The sequence below is a fragment of the Cellulomonas sp. P4_D11 genome (assembly GCF_056401915.1).
This window is the reverse complement of the sequence record NZ_JBFUIK010000016.1, coordinates 1-16,344: the sequence shown is the minus strand read 5'-3', so window position 1 is coordinate 16,344 and position 16,344 is coordinate 1. Positions and strand designations below refer to the sequence as shown.

Annotated in this window: 16 protein-coding genes; 12 read left to right on the top strand and 4 right to left on the bottom strand. The window is 73.2% G+C overall.

From position 1 onward, the window contains the following. The first annotated feature begins 1 nt into the window (after position 1). The 4 genes from AC1DT4_RS11700 to AC1DT4_RS11685 all read left to right on the top strand — a co-directional run bounded on the left by AC1DT4_RS11700 (position 2) and on the right by AC1DT4_RS11685 (position 3,585). On the top strand, positions 2 to 952 hold the full coding sequence (locus AC1DT4_RS11700) for a hypothetical protein (RefSeq protein ID WP_477089963.1): 951 nt from the start codon (positions 2 to 4) through the stop codon (positions 950 to 952). A 1-nt stretch (position 953) separates the two neighbouring features. Beyond that, complete coding sequence (locus AC1DT4_RS11695; protein WP_477089962.1) at positions 954 to 1,709, top strand: SDR family NAD(P)-dependent oxidoreductase; 756 nt, start codon at positions 954 to 956, stop codon at positions 1,707 to 1,709. 100 nt (positions 1,710 to 1,809) lie between these two features. Then, positions 1,810 to 2,211 (top strand): hypothetical protein, encoded by a 402-nt coding sequence (locus tag AC1DT4_RS11690; RefSeq protein ID WP_477089961.1) that lies wholly within the window; start codon positions 1,810 to 1,812, stop codon positions 2,209 to 2,211. 147 nt (positions 2,212 to 2,358) lie between these two features. Further along, entirely contained in the window at positions 2,359 to 3,585 is a 1,227-nt protein-coding gene (locus AC1DT4_RS11685; protein WP_477089960.1) for an acyltransferase family protein, read from the top strand. A gap of 50 nt (positions 3,586 to 3,635) precedes the next feature. Here AC1DT4_RS11685 and AC1DT4_RS11680 read toward each other — a convergent pair whose 3' ends face one another. Genes AC1DT4_RS11680 through AC1DT4_RS11670 form a run of 3 tightly spaced genes read right to left on the bottom strand, consistent with a single transcriptional unit; the run spans position 3,636 to position 8,497 of the window. Beyond that, positions 3,636 to 5,993 carry a sulfatase-like hydrolase/transferase gene (locus AC1DT4_RS11680; protein ID WP_477089959.1) on the bottom strand — a complete coding sequence of 786 codons (2,358 nt, stop codon included), beginning with the start codon at positions 5,991 to 5,993 and terminating at the stop codon, positions 3,636 to 3,638. Positions 5,994 to 6,031: 38 nt separating this feature from the next. After that, positions 6,032 to 6,295 carry a hypothetical protein gene (locus tag AC1DT4_RS11675; RefSeq protein WP_477089958.1) on the bottom strand — a complete coding sequence of 88 codons (264 nt, stop codon included), beginning with the start codon at positions 6,293 to 6,295 and terminating at the stop codon, positions 6,032 to 6,034. 24 nt (positions 6,296 to 6,319) lie between these two features. Continuing rightward, positions 6,320 to 8,497 carry a winged helix-turn-helix domain-containing protein gene (locus AC1DT4_RS11670; RefSeq protein WP_477089957.1) on the bottom strand — a complete coding sequence of 726 codons (2,178 nt, stop codon included), beginning with the start codon at positions 8,495 to 8,497 and terminating at the stop codon, positions 6,320 to 6,322. Positions 8,498 to 8,820: 323 nt separating this feature from the next. Between AC1DT4_RS11670 and AC1DT4_RS11665 the strand changes: the two genes are divergently transcribed. The 6 genes from AC1DT4_RS11665 to AC1DT4_RS11640 all read left to right on the top strand — a co-directional run bounded on the left by AC1DT4_RS11665 (position 8,821) and on the right by AC1DT4_RS11640 (position 12,202). Then, positions 8,821 to 9,216: an SHOCT domain-containing protein gene (locus AC1DT4_RS11665; RefSeq protein WP_477089956.1), complete on the top strand. Its 396-nt coding sequence runs from the start codon at positions 8,821 to 8,823 to the stop codon at positions 9,214 to 9,216. Between the two features lie 28 nt (positions 9,217 to 9,244). After that, positions 9,245 to 9,700, top strand: a complete 456-nt coding sequence (locus AC1DT4_RS11660) for a DUF6325 family protein (protein ID WP_477089955.1) — start codon at positions 9,245 to 9,247, stop codon at positions 9,698 to 9,700. Position 9,701: 1 nt separating this feature from the next. Continuing rightward, positions 9,702 to 9,863, top strand: a complete 162-nt coding sequence (locus tag AC1DT4_RS11655) for a hypothetical protein (protein WP_477089954.1) — start codon at positions 9,702 to 9,704, stop codon at positions 9,861 to 9,863. A 49-nt stretch (positions 9,864 to 9,912) separates the two neighbouring features. After that, positions 9,913 to 10,305, top strand: coding sequence for a DUF7144 family membrane protein (locus AC1DT4_RS11650; RefSeq protein ID WP_477089953.1), 393 nt, complete (start codon positions 9,913 to 9,915; stop codon positions 10,303 to 10,305). 107 nt (positions 10,306 to 10,412) lie between these two features. Next, the gene (locus tag AC1DT4_RS11645) at positions 10,413 to 11,228 is read left to right on the top strand and encodes a class I SAM-dependent methyltransferase (RefSeq protein WP_477089952.1); all 816 of its coding nucleotides are present in this window, start codon (positions 10,413 to 10,415) and stop codon (positions 11,226 to 11,228) included. 71 nt (positions 11,229 to 11,299) lie between these two features. Beyond that, the gene (locus AC1DT4_RS11640) at positions 11,300 to 12,202 is read left to right on the top strand and encodes a S1C family serine protease (protein WP_477089951.1); all 903 of its coding nucleotides are present in this window, start codon (positions 11,300 to 11,302) and stop codon (positions 12,200 to 12,202) included. On the opposite strand, the gene AC1DT4_RS11635 is transcribed toward AC1DT4_RS11640, so the two are convergent. After that, the gene (locus AC1DT4_RS11635) at positions 12,199 to 14,223 is read right to left on the bottom strand and encodes a GMC oxidoreductase (protein ID WP_477089950.1); all 2,025 of its coding nucleotides are present in this window, start codon (positions 14,221 to 14,223) and stop codon (positions 12,199 to 12,201) included. The genes AC1DT4_RS11640 and AC1DT4_RS11635 overlap by 4 nt on opposite strands. A 179-nt stretch (positions 14,224 to 14,402) precedes the next feature. Here AC1DT4_RS11635 and AC1DT4_RS11630 point away from each other — a divergent pair, with 179 nt between their 5' ends. Next, a complete protein-coding gene (locus AC1DT4_RS11630; RefSeq protein WP_477089949.1) occupies positions 14,403 to 15,329 on the top strand; it encodes an RNA polymerase sigma-70 factor in 927 nt (308 codons plus the stop codon). Positions 15,330 to 15,366: 37 nt separating this feature from the next. After that, on the top strand, positions 15,367 to 16,344 hold a 978-nt coding region (locus AC1DT4_RS11625; protein ID WP_477089948.1), incomplete at its 3' end, for an NAD(P)/FAD-dependent oxidoreductase.

Here is a 16,344-nt window from a genome sequence, read left to right as displayed (position 1 = left end):
GATGGACGTGATCGACTGGCTGCTCGACAGCGACCCCGCGATCCGCTGGCAGGTGCTGCGTGACCTGACGGACGCGCCGCCCGGTGAGGTCGCCGCCGCGCGGGCGCGGGTCGAGCACGAGGGCTGGGGGGCCCGGCTGCTGGCCCTCGAGGACACGGACGGGCTGTGGGCGGGCGGCGCGTGCTTCCCCGCCGACTACTCCGGCGACGGTCCGGGCCAGCCGTGGACCGCCACGATGCACGTGCTGCAGACCCTGCAGATCCTCGGCCTGGACCCGGCGACGGCCTCGGCCCGCCGCGCCGTCGCGCTGGTCGCCGAGAACGGACGCTGGGAGCACGCCGGCCAGCGGTACTTCGACGGCGAGGTCGAGCCGTGCATCAACGGCCGGACGATCGAGACGGGCGCCTACTTCGGCGTCGACGTCGCGCCGTTGGTCGACCGCGTCCTCGGCGAACGGCTGCCCGACGGCGGCTGGAACTGCGAGGTCGAGAACGGGTCGGTGCGCTCGTCGTTCGACACGACGATCAACGTGCTCGACGGCCTGCTCGCGTTCGAGCACGCGACGGGCGGGTCGTCGGCAGTCCGCGACGCCCGCCGGGGCGGCGAGGAGTACCTGCTCGCGCGCGGGCTGTTCCGGCGGCTCAGCACGCACGAGGTGGCCGACCCCACGTACCTGCAGCTCGCGTTCCCGTACTACTGGCAGTACGACGTCCTGCGCGCGCTCGACTACTTCCGCGGTGCCGGCGGGCCTCCCGACCAGCGCATGGCCGAGGCCGCCGAGCTCGTGCGCTCCCGGCGCCAACCCGACGGCCGCTGGTTGCTCGACCGCGTCCCGGCCGGCCAGGCGCACCTCGAGCTCGACGAGGGCGTCGGGGCGCCCAGCCGGTGGAACACCCTGCGCGCGCTGCGCGTCCTGCGGTGGTGGGACGCCGGGACCCGGGCCGGCGGCTGACGTGGGGCTGCGCACGACCGTGGTGACCGGAGGCGGCCGCGGCATCGGCCGGGCCGTCGTCGAGCGGCTCCTCGACGACGGCGAGGGCGTCGTCGTCGTCGAGCTCGACCCCGGTGCGGTGGCGTGGCTGCCGACGGACCTCCCGGTCGCGGCCGTCGTCGGCAGCGCCGGGCAGACGGACGTCGCCGAGGCCGCGGCGGACGCCGCGGCGGCGCTCGGGACTCTGACCGGCTGGGTCAACAACGCGGCGGTGTTCCGGGACCCCGAGCCGTCGGACGGTCCGGCCGAGCTCCTGTCGCTCGTCGTCGACAACCTCGCTCCCGCCCTGGTCGGCACCGCGGTCGCCGCGCGCCGCTTCCCCGGTCCGGGCTCGATCGTCAACGTGTCGTCGCACCAGGCGCAGCGGCCGGTCCGAGGCTCGCTGCCCTACGCGACCGCCAAGGCGGCGGTGGAGGGCCTCACGCGGGCGGCGGCCGTCGAGCACGGGCACCGCCAGGTCCGGGTCAACGCGGTCGCCCTGGGCTCCATCTCGACCGCCCGGTACGAGGCGTTCCTCGACGCGGGCGGCGCCGAGCACACCGCCCGCATCGAGCAGGAGATGCGGCGGCTCCACCCGCTGGGCCGGGTCGGTCGCGCGGACGAGGTGGCGGCCGCGGTCGCCTACCTGCTGTCGGAGTCGGCCTCGTTCGTGACCGGCGCGGTCCTCCCGGTCGACGGCGGCCGGGCGGCGCTCGGCCAGGACCCCGAGGAGAGCTGACGACGCTCGCGCAGCGCCGACACCTGTGCCGTGCGCCTCCTCCACATCTCGATCGACGAAGGAGTAGAGGAATTGGTCGCCGCCGGTCGATGATCGACGGATGGGCGTACCCAAGGAGACCGAGTCGAGCATCGACCTGCCGGTGGCGAAGGACGTCGCCTGGCGGGCGCTCACCCAGGCGGCGGGCGCCGACGAGACCCGGCCCGGCACGACGTGGCACCTGGAGCACTCCGACGTCGCCATCGACTCGGCCACGCCTGGTGAGGGCGCCGGCGGCTCGGGGCGCTGGAACGGCGTCGACTACCGCGTCGCCGCCCACCTCGTCCCGCAGGGCGTGGGCCGGACCCTCCTGCTGCTGACGGCCGACCCCGGCGTCGAGCAGCACGGCCTGGTCGCCGAGGTCCACGTCTCCGCCTCGCACCGGCACGCCCGCCAGGCGCTGGAGGCGTTGGCGGCTGCCACCGGCAGGGTGATCGAGGCGGGCGAGGTCGGAGCCCGCTGACGTCGCCCGCCCCGGAGCGGGTGCGCCGGATCGGTCACCCGATGCTGCACACTTGTGAACCATGCGCTCGACACCCCTGGCCGGCGGCTCCGGAGAACCTCGGACCCCGACCTCCTCCCTCTTGCCGTCGCTCCCGGTGCGTGCCGCGTGACCGCCGCCACCACCGTCGAGTCGCCCAGCGTTCCTCTCGCACCCGTCCCGTCGGGCCGGAGCCGGCTCTGGACGTTCGGCGCGAGCGACCTGGGGAGCCGGCACAACGGGTTGAACCTCGTCCGCCTGGTCCTCGCCTACGCGGTCCTCGTCGCGCACGGCTGGGTCCTGTCGGGACGCGGTGAGGGTCCGCAGCTCAACGGGCAGACCATGGGCGGCTGGTCCGTCTTCGCGTTCTTCGCGATCTCCGGCTACCTCATCACCGGCAGCCGGCTGACGAAGCCGCTCGGCGCCTACCTCGTGCTGCGCGTCGCGCGGATCTTCCCGGCGTTCATCGTGTGCCTGCTGGTCACGGCACTCGTGTTCGCCCCGGTGGCCTACTACACGGCGCACGGGTCGATCGAGGGGTTCCTCACCACGGCGACGACGCCCTTCAACTACATCTTCACCAACTCCGGCCTGCGCATCAACGCCTACGACGTGGCCGGGACGCCCAGCGGCGTCCCCTACCCCGCCGTGTGGTCGGGCTCGCTCTGGACCCTGTACTGGGAGTTCTACTGCTACCTCATCATCGCGGCGCTGCTCGCCTCCGTGTGGGTGCGGCGGCGCCCGTGGGTGGTGCTCGTGGCGATGGTGCTCAGCATCGTCGGGTACGCGGGCTGGCCGACGACGGTCTCGTCGTACTTCGGCAACAACGCAGTGCTGATGTACCTGCTGCAGCTCATCCCGTTCTTCCTGGCGGGCTCGTGGTTCTACATGATCCGCGACCGGATCGCCTTCACGTGGCCGATCGCTCTGGTGGCGGCCGGGCTCGGGCTGGTGGCCGCGATGAACGTGCCGGACTGGGGTCCGCAGCTCGCCGCACCGCTGCTGGCCTACGTCGTGCTGTGGGCCGGTGCCGCGGTGCGGTCCCCGAGGCTGATCCAGAAGCACGACATCTCGTACGGCGTGTACATCTACGCGTTCCCGGTGCAGCAGATCCTCGCCATGCTGGGGTTGTACCAGCTCCACCTCGCGGCGTACGACGCGCTGGCGATCGTCTGCACCGTGCCGCTCGCCGCCGCGAGCTGGCTGCTCGTCGAGCGGCCAGCGCTGCGACGCGCGCGCAAGGTCACCGCGCACGCGCGGCGCCCTGAGCCGCCCGCCGTGGTGAGCCCCCCGGTGCCGGTCGTGCCACCGACCGACGAGCCCGTCCTGGCCGGCGCGGGAACCCCCGCGAGCTAGCAGCGGCTCCCCGACGACGGCGGCTCGGCAGTGCCGCCGTCGTCGGCGCCCTACTGCTTGCTCATCGCCACCTGGAGACGCTGCTCGGGCGTGATCAGGTGGCCGTGGTCGTCGTCGCCGAGGTCGATCCTGACCCAGGCGATCGTCCCGTTGAACACGCTCTGCACCGGGGTGTAGTCGTCGCTGACCGGCGAGGCGGTGTCGACGCCGAGGTCGGTGGTCTCGTCGGCGGAGAAGACCATGGGCACGGTGGCATCGACCCGACCCTCGCCCACGGCCTCGCCGTCCACGTAGAGGGTGATGGATCCGCCCTTGCCCAGGCCACCGCCGTCGTACGCGAACTCGACCCGGACCTGGTGGGTGCCGCTAGGCACCTCGGACGAGCCGATCACCGTGAAGCGCTGGAGACCCAGGACGTTGTAGCAGTACCGCAGGCCGCCGTCGATCAGGTAGAGCGCCCACCCGCCGAACGCGCCGCCCTGCGCGATGACGACGCCGCGCCCGCCGCCGTCCGGGATCACGACCTCCGCCGTCACGGAGTGGGACTTGTTCTTGATGTTGATGATCGCGTTCTCCGAGAGCCGGGACATGCCGCCGTAGAGGGTCTGGGACGTGCCCGGGACCATCGTCGGCCGGCCTGCGAGGTCGCTGTTGAACCGCTCCACCCGCCGGTCGTCCATCGGCAGCACGTTGTACCTGGTCGCCTCGATGAGGAACAGCCGCTGCAGCTGGTGCAGCCGCTCGGGCTGCTCCGCCGCCAGGTCGTGCGCCTGCGACCAGTCGGTCGTCGTGTCGTACAGCTCCCAGTTGTCGTCGTCGAACGCCGGGAGCCCGGTCCCCATCACCCACGGCGTGCTGTGCCGGGTCACGGCGGTCCAGCCCTTGTGGTAGATCCCGCGGTTGCCGAACATCTCGAAGTACTGCGTCTCGTGGTGCTCGGCGGCGCCCGCGTCGTCGAAGCTCGGACGCATGCTCGACCCCTCGAGCGCGCGCTGCTGGATGCCGTTGACGAAGTCGGGCTCGGGCAGCCCGACCACGTCGAGCACCGTGGCGGCCACGTCGATGACGTGGGAGAACTGGTGCCGCGTCTCGCCCTTGGCCTCGAAGCCCGCCGGCCAGTGCACGACCGTCCCGTTGCGGGTGCCGCCGAAGTGCGAGGCGACCTGCTTGGTCCACTGGTACGGGGTGTCCATCGCGTGCGCCCAGCCCACCGAGTAGTGGTTGTAGCCCTCGGGGGTGCCGAACTGCTCGACGTGGGCGGCCATGAACTCCGGCGTCTCCAGCGCCGCCGCGCCGTTCAGCGAGATCAGCTCGTTGAACGTGCCGTTGACCGTGCCCTCGGCGCTCGCCCCGTTGTCGCCGATGATGTAGTAGACGAGCGTGTCGTCGAGGACGCCGAGGTCCTCCATGGCGTCGATCACGCGTCCGACGTGGTGGTCCGCGTGCTCGAGGAACGCCGCGTAGATCTCCATCTGGCGGGCCAGCACAGGCTTGAGCACGTCGGACATCTCGTCCCAGGCGGGGATCTCGTCGGGCCGCGCGGTGAGCTCCGCCTCCGGGGGGATCACCCCGAGCTCCTTCTGCCGGGCGAACGTCTGCTCCCGGACCTCGTCCCAGCCCTGGTCGAACTTCCCGCGGTACTTGTCGACCCACTCCGCGGGCACCAGGTGCGGCGCGTGGGTCGCTCCCGGCGCGAGGTACAGGAAGAAGGGGCGGTCCGACGCCATCGACCGCTGCTGGCGCACCCACGCGATCGCCCGGTCGGCCAGGTCCTCGCTGAGGTGGTAGCCCTCCTCGGGCGTCTTTGGCGGCTCGATCGGGGTGGTGCCCTCGTACAGCGCGGGGAAGAAGTTGTTGGTCTCGCCGGCGATGAACCCGTAGAAGTACTCGAACCCGCTGCCCGTGGGCCAGCGGTCGAACGGTCCGGTCGGACCGGTCTCCCACACCGGCACCTCGTGGGACTTGCCGATCTGCGCCGTGCTGTAGCCGTTCAGGCGCAGCGTCTCGGCCAGCGGTGCGCAGTCGAGCGGCCGGATCGAGCTGTTGCCGGGCGCCGACGTGGCCAGCTCGGTGATCCCACCCATCCCGACCGAGTGGTGGTTCCGGCCGCTCAGCATCGCGGCCCGGGTGGGCGAGCACAGGGCCGTGGTGTGGAACCGCGTGTACCGCAGCCCCGCCGCCGCGAGCCGGTCGGCGGTCGGCGTGAGGCACGGCCCGCCGAACGTGCTCGGCGCCCCGAAGCCGCAGTCGTCGATGAGGATGATCAGCACGTGGGGCGCACCGTCCGGCGGCCGGAGCGGCTCGATCGGCGGGTAGGCCGTGTCGGGGTCCTTGGCGTCGTAGGTGGTCAGGCCTGTCTGCCGCCGGGGCGGGATCGGCAGGACGGACCTGGGCAACGGCTGGGACATGCCATCTCCTCCACGGGCGGGCTGGACTCTGCTCATGCTCAGTCGGCCGACGACGACCGCTGCTCACCCCCCGGGCGCTCACCCGGGTGAGTGGTGGACGGCATCGAAGGCGAGGTCGCGAACGACACGACCTCGAGGCCGAGATCGAAGAGCTGGTGCAGGACCCCCTCGACGTGCGCCTGGTCGGTCAGGCTCCCGGCGAGCTCGGTGCGGCCCTCGCCGGCCGTGAGCGTCATGCCCTCGAAGGCGTCACCGAAGCGCTCGTCGAGCTCCCCGACGACGACGATCGTGCACAGGACCATCCGGGCATCGTGCGCGCTGGACGCTCAGGACGGACCACCCACGGGGACGCTCACCCGGGTGGTCGGGTCCGGCGGGAGGTCCAGCTCGCGCAGGCGCACGATCGCCGCCTCCCGCGAGGTGACGCCGAGCTTGCGGTACGCCGCCTTGAGGTGCGACTTGACCGTGTTGTAGGAGATGAAGAGCTGGTCGGCGATCTCGCGCTGCTGGAGCCCGTCCGCGGCGAGCCGCAGCACGACGACCTCGCGCTCGGACAGCTCCTCCCCGTAGCCGGTGGCGTGGCGGGTCGGCCCGGCCAGCAGCCCGCGCAGGGTCGTCGCGCGCAGGACGAGCCCGCCGGGGTCCGGGAGCCGGTCGAGGATCTCGACCGCCCGGTCGACGGACGCCGAGGCGCCGGCGCCGTCGCCGACGACACGCCGGGTCGCCGCGAGCAGGAGGAAGGCGTTGGCCAGCCACGCGCTGCGCGGCATGTCCTCGAGCACGTCGATCGCCGACCGGATCTCGGTGGCAGCGCCCCGGGGGTCGCCGAGCCGACGGGCGCGCTCGGCCCGGGCGAGCTGGAGGATCGCGCCCGGCGGGGACCGGTCGGCGCCCGCCAGCCGGAGCACCTCGGTCATCCGGTCGAGCAGCGGGTCGGCGTGGCTGTCGGCCTGCGCCGCCGACTCCGCGAGCCCGAGGTTGCCGACGGCGAACGCCAGCATGATCGGGTTGGCGTCCGAGATCTCGCCCACCGCGTGGCGCAGGGTGTCGACGGCCTCGGTGACGCTCCCCTGGAGGTACAGCGCCTGGCCGAGGCAGGACAGCGCGATGCCGTGCCAGCTCGGGTTCGGCGCCCCGGCCACCGCGCGCCGCGCCGCCGTGCAGGCGCGCCCCACGTCGTTCACGCCCATCGCGCTGTCGAGGAAGTCCACCCGGAAGCCGAGCGAGAGCCCACCCGCGTCGAGGACGTCCGGGGGTCCCGTGCGAGCGACCTCGAGCCACTCGCCCACCTCGTCGAGCCGGTTGTCCAGGCTGGCGGCGATCGCGCGGACGAAGGCGAGCTCCGGGTCCCGGCGCGCGGCCGGCCACGACAGCCTGTCGAGCCATCGGCGGATGTTCGCGCTGCGGCCGCCCGCCGACATCGGTTGCACCTGGCCGGCCACGAGGCGCGACGCGGTCCCCACGTCGCGCGCCGCGATGGCGTGGTCCGTCGCGGCCTCGACGTCACCGGCCGCCTCGAGCCAGGCCGCGGCGCGGGCGTGCAGGACGGGGACGAGGTCCGGCCGGGTTCGGGTCAGCTCGACACGGAGAGCCTCGCGGAACAGCTGGTGAGCGTGGTACCACTCGCCTGCGCTGTCGACCGAGATGAACAGGTTCGCCCGCTCGAGGTCGGCCAGCAGCGCGCCCGAGCCCGTGGTCTGCGCCACGGCGTCGCACAGCGGGCCGTTGAGCCGGCCCAGCACGCAGACCTGGAGCAGGAACTCGCGGGTCGCGGGTTCCACGAGCTCGAGCACGTCCCGGGAGAGGTAGTCGACGACCGTCCGGCTCGCGCCTGAGAACTGGTCGATGAACTCGGCCCGGTCGCTGGAGGGCATGAGCAGCGAGGCGAGACGCAACGGCGCCGGCCAGCCGCCGGTGCGCTCCGTCAGCTGCTGCTCCTGCGCCGACGTCAGGCCCTCCACCCCGATCCCGTCGAAGAACCGGGCGACCTCCGCCTCGTCGAACCGCAGCGCGTCCGCCCGCAGCTCGACCAGGTCGCCGGAGGCCCGCAGCCTGGCGACGCCGAGCGCGGGGTCCGACCGCGTCGACACCACGAGCTGGACCCGCGACGGTCGGTATCGCATGAACTCGGCGAGCTGCGCGCTGATCTCGGGCGTCTCCGCGCGGTGGTAGTCGTCGAGGACGAGGATCACGTCCTCGACGCCGTCGGCCAGCTCGTCGTAGAGCCGCGGGAGCGCGACGTCGACGATGCGGGCCGGGCGGCTGCGCACCGCGGCGACGGTGGCGTCCCCGACGCCCGGCAGCGCGGCGACGACGTGCGCCCAGAACCGCTGCGGCTCACAGTCCCCCGCGTCGAGCGTGACCCACGCGAACCGTCCGGGCGGACCGGCCTGGACCCACTCCGCCAGCAGTGTCGTCTTCCCGAACCCCGCCGGCGCCGAGACCAACGTCAGGGCGCGCCCTCGACCCTCGCGGAGGGCCTCGACCAGCGCAGGCCGGCTCACCGAGCCACGCGGCGGACGAGGAGGTGCGAGCTTGGCCGAGACCACGCCGAGCCGGGACCTCTGCCGAACGTGGTCTGCCTGCTCAGACCCGATGTCGTGCGCCACGAACTCTCCCCAGGGCCGCTTGAGATGCACCCTAGCCCTTCGGGGGGACGAGTCGGACAGAGCGGGCACCCTGTGCACTCACCCGGGTGATCGTGGCAGGGGGTGATCCCGCGCCCCGACCGGCCGTCGGACGATCGCACCGAGCCCCACGACGCGGGACTCGCGACCGCCACGGGTCCTGACCCAGACGGTCGTCGTCACCCACGAAGGAGCCCGCCATGAACTTGTCCGCGACGTTCGGCAGCGGCGACGTGCTGCTCTGGATGCTGGAGTTCTTCCTCTTCGTCATCTGGTTCTGGCTGCTCATCGCCATCTTCAGCGACCTGTTCCGCGACCGCGACACCGGCGGCGGCGTCAAGGCGCTGTGGGTCATCCTGCTGATCCTGCTGCCGTTCCTCGGGATCCTTCTGTACCTGATCGTGCGGGGCCGCGGCATGGGCGAGCGCCAGGCCGCCCAGATGCAGGCCGCCCAGTCCCAGTTCGACGACCGCATCCGGAGCGCGAGCCCGTCGTCGTCGGCCGCCGACCAGATCGCCTCGGCCAAGGCCCTGCTCGACTCGGGGGCCATCGACCAGGCCGAGTTCGCCCAGCTCAAGGCCAAGGCTCTCGCGTGAGCGCCACCGGACAGGGGAAGAGGTTCTGATGACCGAGTCGTCGCTGGACGCGTTGGGACCCGTCGACTACGTCGTCGTGGAGTTCCCGGCCGGACACAGCAGCTTCACCGGGGAGATGGTCGACGAGCTCGTCGCGCTCGTCGACGCCGGCACCATCCGCGTGATCGACGTGCTGGTCCTCACCAAGAACGAGGACGGCTCGGTGGACGCGATCGAGCTCTCGGACATCCCGAACCTCGGACCGCTGCAGGCGATCGAGGCCGAGCTGGCCGAGCTGCTCGCCGAGGAGGACGTCGAGAACCTCGCTGCCGCGATGGACCCGGGCAGCACCGCCGGCGTGCTCATCTGGGAGAACCTCTGGGCCGCGCCGTTCGCGTCCGCCGCACGCCGCTCTGGCGGCCAGCTGATCGCCGACGGCCGCATCCCCATCCAAGCGATCATCGCCTCGATCCAGGCGGACGACGCTCTCGAGCTGGAGGCCTGACATGCCGCTCCGCCCTGCACGTGTCGGACGGGTCGGCGTCATCGGCCACCCCGTCGCCAAGACCGCCGTCGTGGTCAAGGCCGTCACGCCCGGACCCGCGCCGATCGCGAAGACGGCCGTCGTGGCCGCCGCCGTGACGCCCGGCCGCCGCCGCCGGATCTAGTCCTCGACACGCACGACACCGACTGCCGGACCGATCGAGAGGAACGCACGTGAGCGAGAACCGCAGCGACCTGGCCGTGGGGGTGAGCGTCTTCGCCGGCACGATCATGGTGATGATCGGGATCCTGCACGTCATCCAGGGCATCGTCGCCCTGGTCAACGACACCTTCTACGTCGTCGGCCCGGAATGGACGTTCTCCTTCGACGTCACGACCTGGGGCTGGATCCACCTGCTGCTCGGCATCCTGGTGGCGTTCGCCGGCTTCTTCGTCTTCCGCGGCGCGGTGTGGGCCCGCACGGTCGGCGTGCTGCTTGCCGTGGTCAGCGCGATCACCAACTTCACGTGGTTGCCCTACTACCCGGTCTGGGCGCTCGTGGTGATCGCCCTCGACGTCCTCGTGATCTGGGCTCTGACCGTCCACGGACGAGACGTCGCGTCGTGAGTCCGGCCACCCGCGGGCGCTGACCGGCGGCAGCGAGGTCGTGGCCGGCGTCGTCGCGAGCCCGCGAACCGCTGGTCGGGGCTGCCACGCACTGACAGGGTGTCGGCATGGGAGCACCGGATGGCATCGCGGGAGTGTTCGACCGGGCGGCCGACACGTACGACGACGTCGGCGTGCCCTGGTTCGGGCCGATCGCCGCCGGTCTGGTCGACGAGCTGGCCGTCCGCCCGGGCGAGCGGGTGCTCGACGTCGGCTGCGGCCGCGGCGCCGCGCTCGCGCCGCTGGCTCACGCGGCCGGGTCCGACGGGTACGCGCTGGGCATCGACCTGGCGCCGCGCATGGTCGAGCTGACAGCGCGGGACCTCGCCGACCTCCCGCAGGTCGAGGTCCGCGTCGATGATGCCCGCGAGCCCGCGCTGCCGGCGTCGTCGTTCGACGTCGTCGCGTCGTGCCTCGTCCTGTTCTTCCTGCCGGACCCGGCGGCCGCGCTGCGCGCCTGGACCGAGCTGCTGGTCGCCGGGGGCCGGGTCGGCGTGACGACGTTCGGCGAGCAGGACGAGCGGTGGCGGGCGGTCGACGCGCTGTTCGACCCCCACCTCCCGCCCGCGATGCTCGACGCCCGGACCAGCGGGCGGCGCGGACCGTTCGCGTCGGACGCGGGCATGGAGCACCTGTTCGACGACGCCGGCCTCGACGCGGTCCGGACCGTCCACCGCACGGTCGAGGCGACCTTCCGCGACCCCGAGCACTTCCTCGAGTTCTCCTGGTCCCACGGGCAGCGCGCCATGTGGGAGGCGGTCCCGGAGGAGGCGCACGGCGAGCTCCGCCGTGACGTGCTCGACGCCGTCGGCGCGCTGGGCGACACGTCCGGGCGGATCGCGTTCGGTCAGGACGTGCGGCACACGTTCGGCATGCGCGGCTGATTGCGCCCGCGGCGAACCCCGGGCATACCGGCAGCGCCCACGTCGCTGTACCGGCCGTGGACGAGGATCCGTTGGACGCCTACTCCCGCACGGTGGTCGCCGTCGCGGAGGCGGTGCTGCCCAGCGTCGCCAGCCTCACCGTGCGCACGTCGCGCGGCACCGGCGCCGGCAGCGCGAGCGTCATCACCACCGACGGCTACCTCCTGACCAGCGCGCACGTGGTGGCAGGGGCGACCGTCGCCGAGGCGGCGTTCACCAACGGGACGACCCTGCCCGCGGACGTGGTCGGGCGCGACGTCCTCTCGGACCTCGCGGTGCTGCTCGCGCGCGGCGACGTCCCGGCGCCCGTCGAGCTGGGCGACGCGGCCCTCCTGCAGGTCGGCCAGCTGGTGGTCGCGCTGGGCAACCCCCTCGGGCTGGCCGGGAGCGTCACCGCCGGCATCGTCTCCGCCCTGGGCCGGTCGTTGCCGACCGCGTCCGGCCGCGTGGTGGACGAGGTCGTGCAGACCGACGCGGCGCTCAACCCGGGCAACAGCGGCGGCGTGCTGGCCGACAGCGCCGGCCGGATGGTCGGCGTGAACACCGCGCTGGCCGGCATCGGCGTCGGCCTGGCCGTGCCGATCAACGCGACGACGCGGGAGATCATCACCGCGTTGATGACCACCGGCCGGGTGCGACGGGCGTGGCTCGGCATCGTCGGCGCGCAGGTGCCGCTCCCCGCGCACCTCGCCGAGCGGATCGGCTCCCCCACCGGCCTGCAGATCGCCGGCGTCTCCCCCGGCAGCCCGGCGGCGCAGGCCGACCTGCACCGCGGCGACATCGTCGTCGAGCTGGACGGCAGCCGGGTGGTCACCGCCACCGCCGTGCAGAAGCTCATGGTCGAGGACGCGATCGACCGCCGCATCGAGGTCACGGTCTGGCGCAACGGCGCCCTGGTCGACGTGCTCGTCTTCCCGCGGGAGCTGGTGACCTAGAGCGCTGCGAGGTGCTCCGCGCTGCGGTACGCCAGCGCGAGGATGGTGAGCACGGGGTTGAAGCCGCCGTTCGTCACGTGCACGGAACCGTCCATCACCCACAGGTTGTCGTGGCCGTGCACCCGGCCGTGGGGGTCGGTGACCGACGTGGCGGGGTCCTCGCCCATCCGGCACGTGCCCGCCTGGTGCTGACCCGCGGTCACGCCCGTGGGGATCGGGCCTGAGGGCCAGACGCGGCTCGCGCCGGACGCGACGAGCCAGTCCATGGCGCGCGCCTCCTGCAGCCGGGCCGTCGCGATCGTCTCGGGGTGCTGACGGCCCGACAGCCGCGCCACCGGCATGCCGTGCCGGTCGGCGTGGCGCGCGTCGAGGGTGACCCGCAGGTCGGGCATCGGGACCTCCTGCACCGGCCCGAACACGTGGCTGGTGCGCCGGTACAGGTCGCGCATCGCGTGCTTGCCCGCGAGCCCCCACCGCGGAGCGTCGGGCGGGAGCGCGGTGAGCCAGTGCGCGACGGGCAGCTTGATCACCTCGTTGGCCAGTACCCCGCCGCCGATCGCACCCGGGAGCCCGTTGACGTAGTCGCAGGTGGCGATCCGCACGTTCGGCCCCGGACCGTCGATCACCTCGTCGTCGAACAGGCCGAACCCGCCGACGTACGGATGACCCTGCAGGTGGCGGCCGACCTGGTCGTCGTGGTTCCCGAGCCCGTCCGGGTGCGCCGCCGAGCGGCTGGCCAGCAGCAGGCGGGCGGTCTCGATGGCGCCGCAGGACAGGACGACGTGTCCCGCCGAGAGGGTCCGACGCGCACCGGTCGCCTCGTCGACCACGAGGACGCCGGTGACCGCCCCGCTCGCCCCGGCGAGCACCTCGAGCACCCGCGCTCCGGTGACCAGCACGCACCCGGCCGCCACGGCGTCGGGCAGCAGCGCGTTGTACGGGCCGTTCTTGGCGTCGCTCGGGCAGGCGAACCCCACGCACTCTCCGCACTGCACGCACCGCCCCCGGCCGCCGCGAGGGACCGAGTTGATGAGCAGCGGCACAGGCCCCGTGGACAGGCCGAGCCGCTCGGCCCCACGGCGGAGCACCTGCGCCTCGGTGTTGTCCGGCAGCGGCGGCATCGGGTAGCCGGCCGAGCGCGGCCCCTGGTTCTGGTGGGCGGACCCGTCGCCGGACACCCCGATCTCGTGCTCGGCCCGCGTGTAGTACGGCTCCAGGTCGGCGTACGACAGGGGCCAGTCGCTCAGGGAGCTGCCGTCCGGGACGCCGTGGGTGGTGGCCAGGTGGAAGTCCTCCGGCGTCAGCCGCCACGCCATGCCCTGGTAGACGCGCGTGCCGCCGCCCACCGTGTACGGCAGCGCGCTGTAGCCCGGTCCCCACGGCGGCTCGACCCGCTCGGTGCCGTCGGGGTCGACCACCACCCGCGGGCCGGCGTCGTCGAGGAAGGGCGGCGTGTTGTGGCCGTACCGGCTGACGCGGAAGTTGCGCAGGTGATCGTTGCCGACCTCGTCGTAGGCCAGGAGCTCGCCGCGCTCGAGCAGGAGCACCCGCAGCCCCGCCCGGGTGAGCACCGAGGCCGCGACTCCCCCGCCGGCGCCCGCGCCGACGACGAGGACGTCGTACCGGTCGGCGGCGTCGGAGAGCCTGCGCGTGGGCAGCGGCGGCGGCGGACCGAGCAGGGGGCTGCGCCGCGGGCGGGGGTCGTAGCCGACCATCGCCCACCCGGGGGCGTCGCGAGCGCCGTAGTACTGCTCCGCCACCAGCCGGACCATCGTCTGGGCGAAGTCGGCGCTGTCGACCGGCCACGTCGCCTGGGTCCGCGCGCCGAGCAGGTCGTCCACCGACTCGTCGGCCAGCACTGCGAACCCCGGAGCCAGGAGGCCGTCCCACAGCGCGCGGTGCGGACCGTCGGCCATCGCGCGCAACGAGTCGACGACGCCGGCCTGGGACGCCGACGGGTAGTCGTCCTGCGGCACGAGGCGGTCGACGAACGCCGCGACCTGGTCCCAGTCGACGCTCACCAGGTCAGTGTCACGCCTCGGCCCGCTGCGCAGCCGAACCCATGACCAGCGCGTCGCTCGTCGCACGGACCACGGGAGGCTCGTCAAGGACACGCTGGTCCCGACGAGTGACGCGGTCCTGGCCACGCTGCGCCTCGACGACTGGTTCGCTCGGTGACGTGCCCGTCTATGTTGTGACGGTGGCCAGCGACCCCACCGACAACACCGCCGCACCGAGCGCCGGATGGAACACCAACGTCCCCGACACGGACGTCGCCGCGTTCGAGGACGCCCGCCCGCGCCTGTTCGGCATCGCGTACCGGATGCTGGGCAGCGTCGCGGAGGCCGAGGACGTGGTCCAGGACGCCTGGCTGCGCTGGCAGGGCACGGACCGCACCGTCGTGCGCAACCCCGCGGCGTTCCTCACCACGACGACGACCCGGCTGGCCATCAATGCGGCCACGTCCGCGCACGCCAGGCGCGAGACGTACGTCGGCCCGTGGCTGCCCGAGCCCGTGGACACGGCGGCCGACCCGGCGCTCGGTGCGGAGCGGGCCGAGGCGCTCGAGATGGCGGTGCTCCTCCTGCTGGAGAAGCTGACCCCGGCGGAGCGGGCGAGCTACGTGCTGCGGGAGGCCTTCGACTACTCCCACCGCGAGATCGCCGACGTGCTCGACATCTCCGAGGTCAACGCGCGACAGGTCGCCCGGCGGGCGCGCGAGCGCCTGGACTCGGAGCGGTCGGCGCCCGTGTCGGCCGCCGAGCAGCGCCGGCTGCTTGAGTCGTTCGTCGCGGCCGCGCAGGCCGGGGACCTGGCCGGCCTCGAGCAGCTGCTGGCCGACGACGTCGTCGTCCGGCCCGACGGCGGCGGCGAGGTGCACGCGTCGCGCAAGGAGCTGCACGGACCGGAGCGCACGGTGACGTTCCTCGACAACATCCTGCGCAAGTACTGGAACGAGTCCACGCTGCGGATCGTCGCCGCCAACGGCACCGCGGCCCTGCTCGTCACCTCGGCCGACGGTCGGCCGGAGGCGCTCGTCGCGGTCGACGCCTCGACCAAGGGCATCGACCACGTCTTCATCGTGGTGAGCCCGAGCAAGCTGCGGCAGTTCGCGCCGGCGGCCTGAGGTGTCACGTTCCCGGGTCCGGCACGGTCGAGAGGGTGTGAGCGTGAAGAAGAAGCAGATCGTGGTCGTCGGCGGTGGCTACTCGGGGTTCTACGCGGCGTGGAACCTGGAGAAGACGCTGCGTCCCGACGAGGCGCAGATCACCGTGGTCGACCCGCGCCCGTACATGACCTACCAGCCGTTCCTGCCCGAGGTGATGGCCGGCTCGATCGAGGCGCGCCACGCGGCCGTCTCGCTGCGCCGGCACCTCAAGCGATCCCGGATCGTCGCGGGCCAGGTCACCAGGGTCGAGCACGCGCGCAAGACGGTCGTGGTGCGGCCCGCCGCCGGCGACGACGTCGAGCTCGGGTACGACCTCGTCGTGGTCACCGCGGGCGCCGTCACGCGGACGTTCCCCATCCCGGGCGTCGCCGAGCACGCGATCGGCATGAAGCACGTCGAGGAGGCCGTCGCCATCCGCGACACCCTTCTCACGGCCTTCGACCGGGCATCGGTGCTGCCCCCGGGGCCCGAGCGCCGGCGGCTCCTCACGGTGACGTTCGTGGGCGGCGGTTTCTCGGGCGTGGAGGGATTCGGCGAGATGCTGTCGCTGGCCACCGCGCTCCTGCGCTCCTACCCGGAGCTCACGCGTGCAGACCTCGGCTTCCACCTGGTCGAGGCCGCGGGCCGGATCCTGCCCGAGGTGACCGACGGTCCGGGACGGTGGGTGGTCCGCAACCTCGAGTCGCGCGGCGCGCACGTGCACCTGAACACCCAGCTGGTCTCCGCGGTGGATGGGCACGTGGTGCTCTCGACCGGCGAGGAGTTCGACTCCGAGCTGATCGTGTGGGCGGCCGGCAACGCCGCCAACCCGGTGGTCGCCCGGCATACCGACCTCCCGGTCGACGAGCGCGGGTACCTCGTGGTCGCGCCCGACCTGCGGGTCGGCCCGCGGGACGCGCCGGTGGCCGACGCCTGGGCCGCGGGCGACGACGCCGCCGTGCCGGACCTCGCACGCCGCCGTGCCGGACCTCGC